A 16,935-nucleotide genomic window follows, 5' to 3' on the forward strand; every position below is an offset into this window, starting at 1 on the left:
CCATCGAAAGTTTCCGGGGTGGCTTTTCGGTTCCCCTTAACAATCAGGCGTCGTCGGCGGTCAGCGCCTCCAGTACCCGCCGCACCGCCGCCCCTTCTTCCGCCCCGCGCCGCACGGCGGCCACGACGTGCCGTACGGGACGGTCGGGGCCCAGCGCGCACATGACGACCCCGTCGCGGCGGGCGGCGGCCATGCGCGGGACGAGGGCGACGCCCATGCCCGCCTCGACCATGGCGAGGATCGCGGTCCAGCCGGCGGCGCTGTGCGCCTGCTCGGGGACGAATCCGGCGGCCTCGCAGGCGGCGGTGGTGATCTCGGACCAGGGCCCGGAGCCGCCGAAGATCCAGGGTTCACCGGCGAGGTCGGCGAGCCGGAGCCCGGACGTCCCCGCGAGCGGATGCCCGACCGGCAGGGCGACGTCGAGCGGATCGGCGAGCAGCGGGACCCGGGTGAACTTGGGGTCGCGGGCGGTCGGCGCGTGCGCGGCGAGGGAGAGGGCCAGGTCGACCTCTCCGGCCGCGAGCAGCTCGTACGCCTGGGCGGCCTCGGCCTCCCGGACGCGGACGGTGATGCCGGGCCGCTCGGCGCGCAGTTTCCGTACGGCGGGGACGACGAGCGCGGGCACGGCGGTGGAGAAGGCGGCGACCCGTACGACGCCGCTCTCCCCGTGCCGGTAGGCCGCCAACTCCGCGTCGGCGCGCTCCAGTTGGGCGAAGACGGCCTCGGCGTGGCGGAGCACGAGGTGCGCGGCGTCGGTGAGCCGGACGCGCCGCCCGTGCGCTTCGAGGAGGGGTGTGCCGAGCTGCTTGGCGAGGTTGGTGAGCTGCTGCGAGACGGCCGACGGGGTCATCAGCAGCGCCTGGGCGGTCGCGGTGACGGTGCCGCGTTCGCGCAGGGTCCGCAGGATCACCAGCTTCTTGATGTCCCATCGTTCGCGGCGCAGTTCGCTCCGCCCGTCGTCCTCGCTCATGCGGCCAACGTAAAGGGTCACCCGCGAAAAAATACCTTGACATCAAGATTCTTGATGGCGAGACTTTCGGGGTTCGCGGACGACGGGGAGGCGGGTTCCAGGATGGGGACGACAGACGGGGACGGGCTGCTGGCAGGGCTGCGGCGGCCGCCCGGTGGGCGCGACGCGCGGCTGATGCTGCTCGGGCAGTTCCTCGACCGGGCCGGGACCGGGGTGTGGGCGGCGTCCAGCGTGCTGTACTTCACGTTCGTCGTCGGCATGGACGGCGACCGGCTCGGCCTGCTGCTCGGCGCGGCCGGGGTCGCGGGCATCGCCGGTTCCCCGCTCGGCGGGCGGCTGGCCCAGCGCTTCTCCGTGCGCGCGCTGCTGGTGTGGTGCCACGCCCTGCGCCTGGCCGCCGTCCTCGCGCTGCTCACGCTCACGGACTTCTGGGCACTGCTCGGCGTGGTGGCGCTGATCTGCGCCGGGGACCGGGCGGCCAAGACGCTGGAGATGATCTTCGCGACGGAGGCGGCGGGCGAGCGCCGGGCGACGTACCAGGCGCTGGCGCGCAGTGTGGCGAACGCCGCGTACGGGGCCGGGGCGGGGGTCGCGGCGATCGGGCTCGCGGTGGGCACGACGACGGCCTACCACGCGCTGATCCTGGCGAACGGGGTCTCGTACGTCGCGGCGGCCCTCCTCGTGCTCCGTACGCGGACGAAGGCGCCGCACCACGGCCGCCCGGCCGGCCGCCCGGCGGACCCGGCGACGGGACCGGGTCCGGCCCCCGCGCCCTGGCGCGACCGCGGCTACCTCCTCTTCGTGCTCCTCGACATCCCGATGACGATCGACGGCGCGATCCTCGACGTGGGGCTGCCGCTGTGGCTGGTGCACCACACGGACGCGCCGCACGCGCTGATCCCGGCGTTCCTGGTGATCAACACGCTGATGGTGGTGCTGCTCCAGCTCCGGGTGACCGCCCGCTTCACGGACGCGTCCGGCGCGCTGCGCGCCCTGCCCCGCTACGGCGCCCTGACCCTGCTGGCCTGCGCGCTCCTGGCGGTCTCGGGAACGGGCGGCGCCTGGACGGCGTCGGCGCTCCTCACCCTCTGCACGGTCCTGATCACCCTGGCCGAACTGATGCGCTCGGTCAGCTCCTGGGAACTCGCGGTCCGCCTGGCCCCCGAGCACGCCAGGCCCGCCTACCTCGGCGTGGCCGGCATGTCCCAGTCCATCGAGAAGTCGGTGGGCCCACCGGTGCTCACGTCCGGGGTGATGGCGGCGGGACCGCTCGGCTGGATCGCGCTGGGGGCGGGCATCGCGGGCCTGTCCCTTGTCCAACGGCGGCTGTGCGCGGCCCGGTTGAGGGCCCGGGCGGCCGCCGCCCCGCTCAGTCCGGCAGCCCGCGCAACCACTCCACAAGCAGCCGGTTGACCTCGTCGGGCCGCTCCTGCTGGAGCCAGTGCCCGGCCCCGTCGAGGAGGTGCGAACCGACGAGTCCCGGCAGCGTCTTGGGGTACGCCTCGACGGCATCGGCGAGCCACATCGTGGAGGCGTCGCGGCTGCCGCCGATGAACAGGGAGGGCTGCACGACCGGGGCGCCGTCGTAGGGGGCCAGGTCCTCCCAGTCGCGGTCCATGTTCCGGTACCGGGCGAGCGCGCCGCGCAGGCCGCTGCGCTCGAACTCACCGGCGTAGAAGTCGAGTTCGTCCTCGCCGAGCCAGCCGGGGCGGCCCGCGGGGAACCGGTCCACGAGCCGGCCCCCGCCCCGGGTGACGAAGTGCGGGTCGGGGGCGCCGGGGCCCGGCATGGTGTCGGCGGACAGCGCGGCGTAGAACCCGGCGAGCCAGCCCCGCACGTCCGGCTCGATCTCGGCCTCGGCGCGGCCCGGCTCCTGGAAGTACGAGACGTAGAACTCCTCGTCCCCGCCCGCCATGTGAGCGAACACCTCGCTGGGGCGCGGTCCGCCGCGGGGCGCGTACGGCACGCTCAACAGCCCCACGGCGCGGAACACTTCGGGATGCGCCAGGGCCGAGGTGGCGGCGATGTTGGCGCCCCAGTCGTGCCCGACGACCACGGCCCGCTCCTCGCCCAGGGCGCGCACCACCGCGACGTTGTCCTCGACGAGCTCCAGCATCCGGTACGCGTCGAGCGCCTCGGGCTTCGACGACCGCCCGTATCCGCGTACGTCGACGGCGACGGCCCGGTACCCGGCCTCGGCCAGTGCCGGAAGCTGACGCCGCCACGAGTACCAGGACTCGGGGAACCCGTGCAGCAGCAGGACCAGGGGGCCTTCGCCCTGCTCGACGAGGTGGGTACGTCCGGCGGGCGTCGGGACGAGGCGGTGCATCGCTTCCTCCAGGATCTGCGGCATCGTGCGGCACTTCGATCCTGCCTCCACCAGGCGGCTACGGGCTGGATTCGTTGCCGTTCCGGCAAAAAGGCCGGCCCCGCACGAGCAGATACTCCCAGCCGGGCCGCCACACGAAGGGAGCGTCCACCAGCGCCTCCAGCGGCGCCCCGGTGAACAGATGGGCCAGGGCCCAGCGGTTGGCGGCGTGGGCGATCAGGAGAACGTGGCGGGCCTCCGTCGCCGCCAGGTCGTTCAGGAACTCCCGTGTCCGGTCGACGACTTGGCGATAGCTCTCACCGCCGCCCGGGAACGGCACCGCGATCCGGCGGCCCCGCTCGGCGGCCACCGCCTCGACCGGGGCGCCGTTCAGCGCCCCGTAGTCGCACTCCCGCAGGCGCGCGTCCCGGTGGACCGGGACGCCCGTCCCCGCGAACGCGATCTCGGCCGTCTCGACGGCCCGGCGCAGGTCGGACGTGTGGACGGCGTCGAGCCCGGTCCCACGCCTGCGCTCCCCCAACTCGACGGCCAGCACACGTCCGCGCCCGGAGAGCCGGCCGGGGAGCCGGCCCGTCGCGATGCCGTTCTCGTTGTCCTCGGTGACGGCGTGGGTCTCGTAGACCAGGCGGATGCGGTCCGTCATCACGAGGGGCGGCGGCGGACCGCCGTGGTGAGGCCGACGATGAACAGGGTGGCGAACATCCAGGCGGCGACCTGGGCGACCCAGGTCGCGAGAATGTAGATCAGGCCCGCCGTGCCCGAACCGGTGGTGCAGCCCTCCAGCTGCTGCATGCGCAGCAACGGCAGGCTGGCCTCGACGGCGCGGCCGATGCGCTGCACCCCGTGGCAGCCGCCGCCGGTGAGCCCGCCGCCCCACAGGGCGATCAGGCTCATCATGACGAAGATCCCGACGAGGCCGAAGACCGCGCGCCAGGGCTGGTGCCCGAAGCCGATGGTCACCCCGGCCAGTTTCTGCCAGACCCGCAGCAGCGGCCCCTGCCGGTCGGACCGCTTCAGCTGGTCGCGGTACTGGGCCATGAGGATCTGCCGCGCCTCGCGCTCGTCCCCCTGGTCCCGATAGCGGCCGGCGAGGTGTTGATAGGGCTGTGAGGTGTACGCGGGGGTGTCCTCGGCGAGCACCTTGATCCAGTCCCTGACCGTGATCCTGGGATCCAGGACACCGAAGACCATGTCGTCGAGGGCGATGAGTTTGCGCCGGGTGGCGGCCCGGTTGTCCTCGATGGTCCGCGGTGAGATCGCCAGCCGGCCGCGGACGCTGGTGTTGCGCAGGTCGATCATGGGCGGGGAGACGGGGTCCCTCGCCGATCCCCTGGCCGTGACCGTGAAGGCGTCGGCCCGGAGGTCGGCGAGGACCTCCATCGACCGGGCGGACAGCGCCGGTCCGCGCGTCGCCTCGAAGTGGGACGCGGTGACGTCCAGCACTCCGCCGATCCTGGACGCGTGCAGCCGCACCACACCGTCGTTGCCGCCGCCGGACGCCATGAACCCCGCGTCGAGCCGGAGGTCACCGGCGACCTTGAGCTGGACGGCGAACAGCGCGGTGCCCAGCTCGTTCACGATCCGGGTGCTGGACAGGGACATGTAGCCGCCGACGCGCGCGCTGAACACGTTGACCGCGGCGGCCCGGTCGGTGCGGCTGGTGAACGTGGAGTGGTCGAGGCGGACGTCACCGTCGACGGCGGCCTGCTGGGCGTCCGTCACACAGCCGCCCGTGTTCCGGTGCTCCGCCCCCGCGACGGACAGCGTGCCCGCCACCGACGAGTTGAACAGATTCACGGTGGGCCGCTCCCCGGTGCCGGAGATCCGGGTCTCGTCGAGGTCGAGGTCGCCCTCGACCTTCAGCCTGCTCGCGACCAGGGCGGGCCCCGCCGAGTTCTCGATCCGCGTCTGCTTCAGGTCGACCTTGCCGCCGACCGCCGCGTCGACCAGCGAGACGATGCCGTACTTGGCCGAGGCGCCGGTCACCGTGGCACCGCGGATCCGCAGCCCGTTGGTGGCCCGCATCCGGTCGGCCTGGATCGCCTGGCCCTGCTCGTTGTTGAGCACGGTGCCCGTGAGGTACATCCGGCCGCCGATCCGGGCGCCGCGCAGGGTCAGCGCCGCGCCCGGGTGACGGCCGACGACGCAGCCCCGGTCGAGATGGAAGTCGCCCTTCACCACGAGGTTCGTCGCGTCCACCGCGGGGCCGTGGGCGTGCCTGATGGTGATGCCCCCGGCGAACACGCAGCCGGATATCTCCGCCCCGTGCAGCGAGAGGGCGACCTGCTGGGCGTTGCCGAGGACATGGGCGCGGTCCATCCGGAGGTCGAAACGCAGGACGAGGTTCTCCGCGGAGACGCACGGCCCGGACCCGTCCTCGAAGAGGCTGCCACTCAGATCGAGCGACGACAGCTGCGCGTTGCGCAGGGACAGACCGTCCCGGAAGTGGCAGTCGAGCAGCCGCACGTTCGCCTCGGTCGTCAGGTAGTCGAGATCGAGGTGCCCCTCGATCGTCAGCCCCTGCAGATGCACGCAGTGCGAGCCGTCGGCCCCCGCGGCACGGAGCCGGAACGCCTCCCGGAGCACCGAGGCGCGGACCGTGCGGTCCGCGCCCCAGGTCCGCATCGCCTCCGGGAGTTTGGTGTCGGAGCGCAGCACGACGGCGCCGCCGTCCCCGCAGATGTGGGTGTGTACCGAGCTCTCGAGATCTGTAGGAGATGTACCGCCAGTTGATGCCCCCGTCATCCATCCACCATACGAACGCCGGCCCACAGCAGACAGATGTCGGCGTCCGTCTAGTCGCCGCGCCCGACCGACGCCAGCACCACCCCGCCGAGGATCAGCACCATGCACCCCACCCGCATCCACCCCATCGACTCCCCCAGGACCGCGTACGACAGCAGCGCCACGCACACCGGCTGGAGGTAGTACACGACGCCGGCGCGGGCCGCGCCGACGAGGGCGATCGCCTTGTTCCAGGCGAAGAAGGCGATCGCGGACGAGACCACGCCCACGTACGACAAGGGCCCCACCGTGCCGGGGCGGACCTCGAAGCCGCCCTGGGTCCACACGCTCACCACGTACGCGGGGAGCAGCATCAGCGTGCCGAGGACGAACGTCGCGAACAGGAAGGGGACGCCGCCGAGCTCCGGCGGGCGGCGGCGCAGCAGGGCGCTGTACGAGCCGAAGCAGACGGCCGCGGCGACCACCCACAGGTCGCCCGGCGCGAAGTCGGGGGTCAGCGAGCCCTTGCTGACCAGGAGGACGACTCCCGCGCAGGCCAGCAGAGTTCCGGTCACCCGGCGTGCCCCGAGGCGGGCGCCGCCCGCTCGCTCGTACACCGCCATGAGGACCGGCGAGGCGGCCATGATCATGCCCATGTTGCCGGCGGACGTCGTCAGGCCGGCCTGGTTGACGAGGGTGTTGTAGACGGTGACGCCGAGCAGGGCGGCCAGCGTCACGAACGTCAAGTGGCTGCGCAGCAAGGCCCGTTCACGCCACGCCGCCCGGATCCCGAACGGTGCCAGCGCCACGATCGCGATCACCCAGCGCCAGAACGCGTGCTGGACCGGCGGGACGCTGTCGTGCAGGCCGCGTGCGGTGACGAAGCTGCCGGACCAGACGACCGTGGCGAGCGCGGCGAGGGCGAGGCCCGCGCCGAGGCCGCCCGCCGCACGGCCGGGGGCCGCGCTCGGCTCGACGGGGGTACGGGTACGGTCCAGGACTGCCATCGGGATCCGGTGCCTCTCACGCTCGGGATGCTGTCTCCCCGCTACCGTCGCAGCGCCCCACCGATCGCGTCCATCGAAAACTTCCGCTGATAATGTTCAGCTTTGCCGAACGGTTTGGGGGTGTGCTGGCCGAACACCGTCGCCCCCAACGCCAGTCCCGTTCCGGCCAGTTGGAGCGGGGTGAGCGCCTGGCCGAGGGCCGCCCAGCCGATCACCGCCGCCGTCACCGGGGACAGCGGGCCGAGCAGCGTGACCTGCGTGGCCGTGAGCCGGCCGATGCCGCGGAACCAGAGCCAGTACGCGACCGCCGTGTTGGCCAGCGCCAGATAGCCGTACCCGGCCAGGGCCGGGGCGTCGAGCGCGGGCGGCGCGCCCTCCAGCGCCGCGGCGAGCGGTGCGATCAGGAGGCCGCCCGCAGTGAGCTGCCAGGCGGTGAGGGCCAGCGGGCCCGCACCCTCGGGGCGCCCCCACTTCTTCGTCAGCACCGTGCCGGCCGACATCGACGCCGTCGAGGCGAGCGCCGCCGCCATCCCCAGCGGGGCCGGGGCACCGGCCGCCCGCAGCACCACGAGACTCACCCCGAGCGCGGCCGCCACGCCCGTCAACAGCTGCCGGGCGGTGGGGCGTTGACCGAGAAGCGGCACCGCGAGGCCCGCCACGAACAGCGGGCCGACCGAGCCGACCACCGCCGCAAGACCGCCCGGCAGGCGGTACGCGGCGAGGAAGAGGAGCGGGAAGAACGCCCCGATGTTCAGCGCGCCCAGCACGGCCGACCGCCACCACCACGCCCCCGCCGGGAGGCGCCGCGCGAGGGCCAGCAGCACCAGGCCGGCGGGCAGGGCGCGCAGCGCCGCCGTGAACAACGGCCGTTCCGGGGGCAGGAGTTCGGTCGTCACCGCGTACGTCGAACCCCACGAGACCGGGGCGAGCGCGGTCAGCAGGACCGTCGGGGTGCGCCTCATGCCGCCCTCACCACCTCGCGCGCGGGCTCCGCCGAGCGGGCCACGACCACGGACTCCACCGGCAGGCGCCGCTCGACCCGCAGCAGCAGCGCGGCCGCCACCAGCGACGTACCGATCAGGAAGAGCCACGGCACCCGGCCGTCGACCGCGAGCAGACCGGTGAACAGGGACGGCGCGAGCGCCTTCGCGAGGGACCAGGAGAGCTGGTACGTCGCCATGTACCGGCCGCGGACCGCCTCCGGCGCCGCCGAGACGGCGAGCACCTCGGCCGACGGGCTGTGGATCAGCTCGCCGAGCGTGTAGAGGACGACCAGGGCGACCAGGACCGCCCCGATCGCCCAGGTGACGGTCGGACGGACCGCGGCGAACACGGCCAGACCGGCGAACGCCGTCGCGAACAGCGTGCCGCCGAGCGCCGCCGAGCGGGTGCGGCGGGCGCCCGAGCCGCGCACCCGGGCCGCGACCCACATCCCGACCACGCCGCACAGCACGGTGTTGACGGTGAACGCGGTGCCGGTGAGCGCCGCGGGGGCCCGCAGCCACTGCACGACGAAGAGCGGGAAGAGCACCGAAAGGGCCGAGTAGGACAGGGCGTTGAGGAAGTTCGCCGAGGTCACGATCAGGAAGGGGCGGTCGGCGGCGACCAGCCGGTACCCGGCGCCGCGGCGTGCGCCCGGCACCGCCCCTGCCGCCGTCGCCACCGTCCGGATCGGGCGCAGGGGGCGCAGCGCGAGGGCCGCCACCGCGAACGACAGCGCGTTGCCCCACGCCGCGTACGTGTAGGCGCCGCTGCCCGCCACCCCGATCACCAGCGTCGCGAGCAGCGAGCCCGCGCCGAGGCCGCCGTTGGTCAGCGCGCGCAGCGCCGCCTGGAGCCGGTCGCGGTCGGCGCCGCGCGCCACCTCGCCGATCAGCGCGGACTGCACCGCGGGGAAGGCCCGGTCGGCGGCGGCCGTCACCATGACCACCGCCGCGAAGGCGGGCAGCGCGTGGGCCGCCGGGTAGAGGAGGAAGCCGACCGCGCGGGCCGCGTACAGGACGTACTGGACGGGGCGCGCCCCGAACCGGTCCACGGCCGCGCCGGCGAGCGGCAGCGCACCCATCCCGATCAGGCCGGTGACCGTGAGGACCGCGCCGACGACCGGGAAGGACAGGCCCGTCACGGAGTGGAAGAAGACCAGCGTGAACGGGATGTACATGCCGTTGCCGATGCCGTTCACGGCTGCGGCGAAGGTCATGGACCGCTCACCGGGTATGCGCTGCGTCCGCACGGGGACCCCCCTAAGTAGCTCGATGGAAAGTAGCTTAGTCGTAAGCTACTTTTTTGCAAGCTACTTTCTTGCCTGAGAGTGAGTGCGGGCCGATACTCGGCACATGGCCGATACTCGGGACATGACTGACCACGACGCCGTCGACGCGATCATCGAGCAGTGGGCCGCCGTCCGCCCCGACCTCGACACCACCGCCATGGAGGTCTTCGGCCGGGTCTACCGGCTGGCCCGCGCGATGGGCGACCGCGTCGAGACGGCGTACGCGCGGATCGGCATCTCGCGCGGCGAGTTCGACGTGCTGGCGACGCTGCGCCGCGCCGCCGCCCCGTACACACTCTCCCCCCGCCAGCTGTCGGCGACGCTGATGCTGACGACGGGCGGCATGACGGGGCGCCTGGACAAGCTGGAGCGGCGGGGCCTGGTGCGCCGCTCGCCCGATCCGCACGACCGGCGCGGCCTCCAGGTCACCCTCACCGAGGAGGGACTGGCTCTCGTGGACGAGGCGGTGGGCGCCGGTCTCGACGTGCAGAAGAAGGCGGTGGAGGCGGCGTTCGACGGCGAGCAGGCGGAGCAACTCACGGATCTGCTGCGGAAGTTGCTGGCCACCACCGCGACCGAACGGTAGTTCAGCCCTCCAGGTAGGCGAGGACGGCGAGCACCCGCCGGTTGTCGCTCTCGCCGGGATACAGGCCGAGCTTCGTGAAGATGTTGCCGATGTGCTTGGTCACGGCCTTCTCGGTGACGAACAGGGTCTCCGCCACCCCGGCGTTGGACCGGCCCTGCGCGAGGAGGCCGAGCACGTCCCGCTCGCGGGCCGTCAGGGAGCCGAGCCGTTCGTCGCGCACCTTGCGGGCCAGCAGCTTGGAGACGACCTCGGGGTCCATGGCCGTGCCGCCGCAGGCCACCTGTCCGATGGTGCGCAGGAACTCCGCGCCGTCGGTGACCCGGTCCTTGAGGACATAGCCGACCGCGCCCGCGCCGTCGGCCAGCAACTCCCGCGCGTACAGCGGCTCCACGTACTGCGAGAGCAGCAGCACCGGCAGCCCCGGGACCTGTTGGCGGGCCGCCACGGCCGCGCGCAGGCCCTCGTCGGCGAAGTCGGGCGGCAGGCGTACGTCGACGACCGCGACGTCCGGCCGCTCGGTGACGAGGGCGGCCAGCAGCTCCGGGCCGTTGTCGACGGCGGCGACGACCTCGTGGCCGTACGCCGCCAGGAGCCGCATGAGACCGTCCCTCAGCAGGAAGTGGTCTTCGGCGACGACAATGCGCACGGCACCTCCATCGAGATCTGGGTCGGTCCGCCGGCCGGGCTGTGGACCACCATGACACCGTCGAAGGTGGCGAGGCGGCGCTCGATGCCCGCGAGGCCGCTGCCGCGGGCCGGGTCGGCGCCGCCGCGGCCGTCGTCGGTGACACTGACCCGCAGCGCCGGGCGCGCGGGGTCGTAGCCGATGTCGATCCACAGCCGCTCGGCGCCGTCCGCGTGCTTGGCCGCGTTCGTGACCGTCTCGGCGACCGCGAAGTAGACGGCGGACTCGACGGGCGGCTCGGGGCGGGCCGGGAGGTCGACGGTGACCTCCGCGTCCAGCGGGCTCAGCAGGGCCAACGACCGCACGGCGTCGGCGAGTCCACGGTCGGCGAGGACCGGCGGGTGGATGCCGCGGACCAGGTCGCGCAGTTCCTTCAGAGCGGCCGACGAGGAGGCACGGGCCTCGGCGAGCAGCTTCGCCGCCTCCTCCGGATCGCGCCGCATCAGGTGCTCCGCCGCGTCCAGGGTCATGCCCATCGCCACCAGGCGCGCCTGCGCGCCGTCGTGCAGGTCGCGCTCGATACGCCGGAGTTCGGCGGCCGAGGTGTCCACGGCGTCGGAGCGGGTCGCGGCGAGATGGGCGATGCGGGCCGCCATCAGCTCCTGGTCGCTGGGGGTGAGGGCACTGCGCACGAGCCGGCTGTGCAGATCCATGACGGCGGGCGCCATGGCCAGGCCCGCCGCCCCGATCAGCGCCGCGCCGACGGCCGCGAGCCCGGCGGTCGTGCCGTCGGTGACCTCGAAGCCGGTGTACCAGAGGCTGCCCTCCCAGGACCGGCCGCCGCGCGCCGACAGGGCCGGGCCGAAGGCGGCGAGGAAGAGCCCGTACAGGCCGTAGAGGACGAAGGAGAGCGGGACGCAGGCCAGCAGGCCCGCCGGGAGGGAGTGCACCGCCGTCCAGCGCCAGCCCCGCACGTCCTGCGGGTCGTTCAGCAGCCACTTCCAGCGGGCGGCGAGCCCGATCGGCGGTTCCCCCTTCGGGCCCGGCGGCCGGGGCGGCGCCTCGACCGGGGTGCCGGACCAGGCGCCGGCCAGCGCCCGCTGCCGGCCGGTGAGCCGGCGCATGCCCGCCACCGACCAGCGCATCAGACTCGGGAGGGGGATGAAGGCGGCGGTGGCGACGGTCGTCGTCCAGTGCATGGCCGCCAGCCACAGCCACATCTGCTCATGGCACCGCCGGATCGCCCGGAATCCTCGCATGACCCTCAACTCCCCTGTTCGCCGCGGTATTCGACTGTTACCGCAAGGAGTATCCGGCGAACTCCCAGGGCACGTCGGTGGACTTAACTCCCCCTTCCGGGACCGAGTCCCGCGCCCACGCCCCGTATCCGTCGGGCCGCACGAGCAGCGCCGTACGCCGTGTGCCCGCCCAGTGCGCGACCCGTACGGTCTCGCTCTTGAGGGTCTCCCCCTGGGGCAGGATCAGCACGAACTCGCCCGCGCGCAAGGCTTCGTAGAGCCGGGTGCCGCCCTCCAGCCGGACGTCCGGGATGCGCTTGCCGACGAGGGCGTGGGAGCCCTTGGGCGCCGGGTAGCTAAAGTCGATGCCGGTGATCTGGCCGACGGCGCGGTCGCGGGCGGGGCGCACCCGGCCGAGGAGCGTGGTCAGTGCGGCGCGGGCCGCGAGCGTCCAGGGGCGGTTGGCCATCGCCATCCGCACGATGCCGCCGCTGCTGCGCAGCACGGCCCTGCCGACGGGGTGGCGCTCGGCCTCGTAGGTGTCCAACAGGGCTTCCGCGGCGCGGCCGTTGAGGACGGCGGCCAGCTTCCAGCCGAGATTGGCGGCGTCCTGGAGGCCGGTGTTCATGCCCTGGCCGCCGGCCGGGGTGTGCACGTGCGCGGCGTCTCCGGCGAGCAGGACGCGGCCGACGCGGTAGGCGGGCGCCTGGCGCTCGTCGCTGTGGAAGCGGGACATCCAGCGCGCCTCGTGCATGCCGTAGTCACGGCCGAGGGCGAGCTTCGCGGTCGCCCTGACCTCGTCGAGGTCGAGGGGGTCGGTGTCGGGGACGTCGTGGGCGCGGTTCCAGGCGATGACGCGGTAGTAGCCGTCGCCGAAGGGAGCGATGAAGGCGAAGGCGTCCCCCACCGCGTTCACGGTCAGCAGGTTCTCCGGCTGCTCCGCGAGCTTCACGTCGGCGAGCACGACGGAGCGGATGACCGACTTGCCGGGGAAGGGCAGGCCGAGCGCCTCGCGCACGGAGCTGCGCATGCCGTCGGTGCCGACGACGTACGCGGCGCTCAACTCGCCCGCCCCGCCGCCCTCCTGGAGGTGCCTGACCTGGAGGGTGACGCCGTCCGCGCCCTGCACCAGGCCCGTCACCTCGGTCTCGTACGAGAAGGTGACCCCGGCCTCGACGGCGCGCCGCTCCAGGGCCTTCTCGACCTCGTACTGCGGCACGACGAGGAGGTGGTTGAAGCGGGACGGCAGGCCGCTCAGGTCGACGGTGAGGTGCCCGAAGAGGCGGAGCCGGTCGAGCTGCTGCCCGCGGCCCTCGATCTCGTCGGCGAGGCTCCGCGGAAGAGGTGCGCCCGCGGGGCGTCCGTCGAGGGCGGTGGTGGGAGACGGGCGGGCGTCGAGCTGCTCCAGGGTGCGGGCGTGCACGACGAAGGCCCGGGAGAGGTTGCTGATCTGGTGCGGGCGGCGCTCGACGAGGGTGACGGGCACGCCCGCGGCGGCCAGGTCTCCCGCGAGCAGCAGGCCGGTCGGGCCGGAGCCGACGACGATCACGTTGTGCGCGGTGCCGTTGTGCGTGCCGTTCGCGCCGTTCATGTCGTTCATGAGGGCCTCCTCGGGCCATCTGCCAACGCTTGTTGGTCAACGCTTGTTGGCAAAAGTAGAGCGGCAGCTATGGACTGTCAACAGGTGTTGGCCTACGTTTGTTGGCATGACGGAGAAGCAGCAGGTGAAGGGCGCCAGGAGAGCGGACGCCACGCGCGCGACGATCCTGGCCGCGGCCCGCGAGCGGTTCGCCGCGGACGGGTACGAGCGGGCCACGATCCGCGCCATCGCGCGCGACGCCCGGATCGATCCGTCCATGGTGATGCGCTACTTCGGCAACAAGGAAGGGCTTTTCGCGGCGGCCGTCACGATCGAGCTGCGGCTGCCCGACCCGCGGGACGTGCCGCGCGAGGAGATCGGCCGGACCCTGGTGGCCCACTTCCTGGACCTGTGGGAGCGCGACGAGGTGCTGACCGCCCTGCTGCGGGTCGCGACCACCAACGCGGCCGCCGCCGAGCGGATGCGGGAGGTGCTGCGCGACCAGCTGGTCCCGATCGCCCGGGAGGTCTGCCCCGACCCGGAGCAGGCGCCGGTGCGGGCGGCGCTCAGCGCGTCACAGGTGCTCGGGTTCGCGCTGACCCGGTACGTGCTGGGGTTCCCGGCGAGCGCGGCGCTGGGGCGGGACGAGGTCGTGGACTGGCTCGGCCCGGCCGTGCAGCGGTACTTGACGGCGAAGACGCCCTGAGAGGCAGACGCCCCGAGAACGCGTCGAGGGCACCCGCCGCGGCTCGGCCGCGGCGGGTGCCCTCGATCAGCGGGAGTGCGGGGCTCAGCCCTGCTTCTGCTGCTTGCGCGACTTGTCGCCCAGGATCACCAGACCGGCGATGATCGCGAACAGGGCGAGCGGGGCCACGACGAACAGACCGACCGTGTCGATCACGCTCAGGCCGGATCCCGGGTCGTCGCCGTCGTCGCGCGTGAGCGCGAGCGCGGGGGACGACATGAGCAGCATCATCAGCGTCGTACCGGCAGCCAGGGCGCCGGCGCGCAGGGCGTTCTTCTTGTCCACGGTGCCAACGTAGCGAACGCCTAAACGAGCCGCGCGTCCGGGGGGCCTGTAAGAGGCACATCCGTCCCGTCGTCCGCCCTTCCGAATCCCCGGAACACGTCGAGCAACGCGTGTGCGCGCGGGGATGCGGCCAGGTCCTCCAGGGTGACGGGGTGCCCCGCGGCATCGGCGACCGGGAGCCGCCAGTTGGGGTACTCGTCCCAGGTCCCGGGCAGATTCTGCGGGCGCCGGTCGCCGACCAGGTCGGGCAGCCAGACGCCGATCATCCGGGCCGGGGTGCGCAGCAGGAACCGGTGGACGGCACGGACCGCCTCCTCCTCGTCCTGGCTCCCGCCGGGCAGCAGCCCGAGCCGCGCGAACAGGCCGAGCCAGTCGGCGACCTCCGCCGCCGCCTCGGCCGCCGTGCCGGTGGACAGGCCGAGCCGCTCGCGCAGCCGGACGTCGTCGCCGGTGAGCCGGGCCGCGGTGGACGGCAGGTCGTGGGTGGTGGCGGTGGCCACGCAGTCCGTACGCCACTGCTCCGCGGGCACGGCCGGCTGTCCCGGGGCCTCCCAGTCCCGCTCGAACCACAGGACGGACGTGCCGAGCACGCCGTGCTCGCGCAGCGTCTCGCGCACGCCCGGCTCGACGGTCCCCAGGTCCTCCCCGATGACGTACGTGCCCGAGCGCGCCGCCTCCAGGAGCAGCACGGCGAGCATCGCCTCGGCGTCGTAGTGGACGTAGCAGCCCTCGGTGGGGGCCTCGCCCGCCGGGACCCACCAGAGCCGGAACAGGCCCATCACATGGTCGATGCGGACGGCGCCCGCGTGCCGCATCAGGTGGCGCAGGAGGCCGCGGAACGGGGCGTACCCGGTCGCGGCGAGCCGGTCGGGGCGCCAGGGCGGCAGTCCCCAGTCCTGGCCGCGGGCGTTGAACGCGTCCGGGGGCGCGCCCACGCTCATGCCCTGCGCGAAGACGTCCCGCTGCGCCCAGGCGTCGGCGCCGCCCGGGTGCACGCCGACCGCGAGGTCGTGGACGAGCCCGATGGGCATGCCCGCCTCGCGCGCGGTGCGCTGGGCGGCGGCGAGCTGGGTGTCGGTGAGCCAGGCGAGGCGGCAGTGGAAGTCGACGCGGTCCATCGACTCCTGCCGGGCGCGGGCGGTCTCCGGCGAGTGCGGGTCCCGGAGCGGGGCGGGCCAGGTGTGCCACTCGGGGCCGTGGCGCTCGGCGAGTGCCTGGTAGGTGGCGTGGTCCTCCAGGGCCGCGCCCTGCTCGGCGAGGTAGTCGCAGTAGGCGGCGCGGCGTCCGGGCGTGAGCGGGACGTCCCGGACGAGCGTTTCGAGGACGTCGCGCTTGAGCGCCCATACGGCGTCCCGGTCGATCAACTCCCCCTTGCCGAGCACCTCTTCACGCAGCATGGCGGCCTCGCGGGTGCGGGCGGGCACGTACGCGTACTCGGGAATGTCCTCGATCCGCAGGTGCACCGGGTCGGGGAAGCGGCGGGAGGAGGGGCGGTACGGGGACGGGTCCGTGGTGCCGCCGGGTGCGGCGGGGACGGCCGCGTGCAGGGGGTTGACCTGGAGGAAGCCGGTGCCGTGGGTGCGCGCCGACCAGGCCGCCAGATCGGCCAGGTCCGCGAGGTCGCCCATGCCCCAGGAGCGGGTGGAGAGCAGGGAGTAGAGCTGGACCAGGAGGCCGTGGGTGCGGGCCGCCGGGCGCGGGGCCTTTCGCGGGGCCGCTACGAGGTGGGCTTCCGCCGTGCGGCCGTCCGGTGTTTCGGCGGTCAGCCTGTGCACGCCGGGCGGGGGTTCACGTCCGGGCGTCTCCCACCCACCCACCCGTTCACCCTGTGATTCGAGCGTCAGGAACAGGCGCACTCCCTCGGGCAGTTCCGCGAGCCATCCCGGCCGCGCCCGGTCCCCGTCCTCGTCCCCGCCCAGCCACCACACCACCGTCGGCGGCAGCAGCCGCCCGGCGAGTTCGGCCTCGCGCGCGGCGAGCGCGTCCGGGTCCGCCGCGTCCACGCCGAGCGCCGCGAGCGCGGCCGTCAGCGCCGCGTCCGACGCCCGGACGGTTTGTCCCGGCGCCGGTGAGTAGGAAGGGGCCACGCCGTACAGCTCGGCGAGGCGGGCCAGGCTCACCCCGCGGCCAGGCCGCTCGGGGTGGGCTCGGAGGTGAGCGGCAGCTCGTCGGCGAGCGGCGGCTCCGAGGTGAGGGGCGCGTAGTCGGCGAAGGGCGGTTCGCTGGTCAGCGGGGACTCGCTGGAGCTGGTCGTCGTGGTGTCGACGAGGTCGACAAGGTCGACGGGTTTGGAGAGGGCCGAGAGCAGAAGCTGAGCCGATGCGGCCACGGGGGCCTCCTTCGTCAGAGGGTTTCGTGAATCAAAGGGGGTCGTGAGTCCACAGCCCTACCCAGTGGGTGCCGCTCCAGACCTCCCCGGCCGGGCAACGTGTTACTGGTCACATTGTGTACAGCGGAAGGAAATTGACCAGAGGGCCGGGAAAACCGGAAGACTTTCAGCGGCCTCGCCGCGCCCGTCAGGGCAATTGCGGCACAACGGCCACGGGCGTTGACACCCTGCCCCGGCGAGTGGTGG

Annotated in this window: 16 protein-coding genes; 3 read left to right on the top strand and 13 right to left on the bottom strand. The window is 73.5% G+C overall.

All coding sequences use genetic code 11. The features are described from left to right. Window positions 1-43 precede the first annotated feature (43 nt). Window positions 44-970, bottom strand: coding sequence for a LysR family transcriptional regulator (locus J3486_RS22525; protein ID WP_207823031.1), 927 nt, complete (start codon window positions 968-970; stop codon window positions 44-46). 102 nt (window positions 971-1,072) lie between these two features. Between J3486_RS22525 and J3486_RS22530 the strand changes: the two genes are divergently transcribed. Next, entirely contained in the window at window positions 1,073-2,383 is a 1,311-nt protein-coding gene (locus J3486_RS22530; RefSeq protein WP_229378425.1) for an MFS transporter, read from the top strand. Here J3486_RS22530 and J3486_RS22535 read toward each other — a convergent pair. Genes J3486_RS22535 through J3486_RS22560 form a run of 6 tightly spaced genes read right to left on the bottom strand, consistent with a single transcriptional unit; the run spans window position 2,340 to window position 9,230 of the window. After that, entirely contained in the window at window positions 2,340-3,323 is a 984-nt protein-coding gene (locus tag J3486_RS22535; protein WP_207823033.1) for an alpha/beta fold hydrolase, read from the bottom strand. The genes J3486_RS22530 and J3486_RS22535 overlap by 44 nt on opposite strands. Window positions 3,324-3,357: 34 nt before the next feature. After that, the gene (locus J3486_RS22540) at window positions 3,358-3,942 is read right to left on the bottom strand and encodes a histidine phosphatase family protein (protein WP_207823035.1); all 585 of its coding nucleotides are present in this window, start codon (window positions 3,940-3,942) and stop codon (window positions 3,358-3,360) included. Then, window positions 3,942-6,044 carry a hypothetical protein gene (locus J3486_RS22545; protein WP_207823036.1) on the bottom strand — a complete coding sequence of 701 codons (2,103 nt, stop codon included), beginning with the start codon at window positions 6,042-6,044 and terminating at the stop codon, window positions 3,942-3,944. Before J3486_RS22545 ends, J3486_RS22540 begins: the two co-directional genes overlap by 1 nt. A 50-nt stretch (window positions 6,045-6,094) precedes the next feature. After that, window positions 6,095-7,030 (bottom strand): DMT family transporter, encoded by a 936-nt coding sequence (locus J3486_RS22550; RefSeq protein WP_207823038.1) that lies wholly within the window; start codon window positions 7,028-7,030, stop codon window positions 6,095-6,097. Window positions 7,031-7,071: 41 nt separating this feature from the next. After that, a complete protein-coding gene (locus J3486_RS22555; RefSeq protein WP_207823040.1) occupies window positions 7,072-7,992 on the bottom strand; it encodes an EamA family transporter in 921 nt (306 codons plus the stop codon). After that, window positions 7,989-9,230, bottom strand: a complete 1,242-nt coding sequence (locus tag J3486_RS22560) for an MFS transporter (RefSeq protein ID WP_229378426.1) — start codon at window positions 9,228-9,230, stop codon at window positions 7,989-7,991. Before J3486_RS22560 ends, J3486_RS22555 begins: the two co-directional genes overlap by 4 nt. Window positions 9,231-9,384: 154 nt before the next feature. On the opposite strand from J3486_RS22560, the gene J3486_RS22565 reads away from it, so the two are divergent. After that, on the top strand, window positions 9,385-9,888 hold the full coding sequence (locus J3486_RS22565) for a MarR family winged helix-turn-helix transcriptional regulator (protein ID WP_207823045.1): 504 nt from the start codon (window positions 9,385-9,387) through the stop codon (window positions 9,886-9,888). A gap of 1 nt (window position 9,889) precedes the next feature. On the opposite strand, the gene J3486_RS22570 is transcribed toward J3486_RS22565, so the two are convergent. From J3486_RS22570 to J3486_RS22580, 3 genes are read right to left on the bottom strand one after another with little or no spacing between them, the layout of a single operon-like run. Beyond that, window positions 9,890-10,534 (bottom strand): response regulator transcription factor, encoded by a 645-nt coding sequence (locus J3486_RS22570; RefSeq protein ID WP_207823046.1) that lies wholly within the window; start codon window positions 10,532-10,534, stop codon window positions 9,890-9,892. Further along, a complete protein-coding gene (locus J3486_RS22575) occupies window positions 10,498-11,772 on the bottom strand; it encodes a histidine kinase (protein ID WP_229378427.1) in 1,275 nt (424 codons plus the stop codon). Before J3486_RS22575 ends, J3486_RS22570 begins: the two co-directional genes overlap by 37 nt. Before the next feature lie 37 nt (window positions 11,773-11,809). Further along, window positions 11,810-13,351, bottom strand: coding sequence for an FAD-dependent monooxygenase (locus J3486_RS22580; protein ID WP_207823048.1), 1,542 nt, complete (start codon window positions 13,349-13,351; stop codon window positions 11,810-11,812). 106 nt (window positions 13,352-13,457) lie between these two features. Here J3486_RS22580 and J3486_RS22585 point away from each other — a divergent pair, with 106 nt between their 5' ends. Continuing rightward, on the top strand, window positions 13,458-14,036 hold the full coding sequence (locus J3486_RS22585) for a TetR family transcriptional regulator (RefSeq protein WP_207823050.1): 579 nt from the start codon (window positions 13,458-13,460) through the stop codon (window positions 14,034-14,036). Window positions 14,037-14,120: 84 nt separating this feature from the next. On the opposite strand, the gene J3486_RS22590 is transcribed toward J3486_RS22585, so the two are convergent. Genes J3486_RS22590 through J3486_RS22600 form a run of 3 tightly spaced genes read right to left on the bottom strand, consistent with a single transcriptional unit; the run spans window position 14,121 to window position 16,689 of the window. Continuing rightward, complete coding sequence (locus tag J3486_RS22590) at window positions 14,121-14,360, bottom strand: hypothetical protein (RefSeq protein ID WP_207823053.1); 240 nt, start codon at window positions 14,358-14,360, stop codon at window positions 14,121-14,123. Between the two features lie 20 nt (window positions 14,361-14,380). After that, window positions 14,381-16,480 (bottom strand): 4-alpha-glucanotransferase, encoded by a 2,100-nt coding sequence (gene malQ, locus J3486_RS22595; protein ID WP_207823055.1) that lies wholly within the window; start codon window positions 16,478-16,480, stop codon window positions 14,381-14,383. After that, on the bottom strand, window positions 16,477-16,689 hold the full coding sequence (locus J3486_RS22600) for a hypothetical protein (protein ID WP_207823057.1): 213 nt from the start codon (window positions 16,687-16,689) through the stop codon (window positions 16,477-16,479). Before J3486_RS22600 ends, malQ begins: the two co-directional genes overlap by 4 nt. Window positions 16,690-16,935 lie beyond the last annotated feature (246 nt).

The sequence above is a fragment of the Streptomyces sp. VRA16 Mangrove soil genome, assembly GCF_017377775.1.
Taxonomy (GTDB): domain Bacteria; phylum Actinomycetota; class Actinomycetes; order Streptomycetales; family Streptomycetaceae; genus Streptomyces.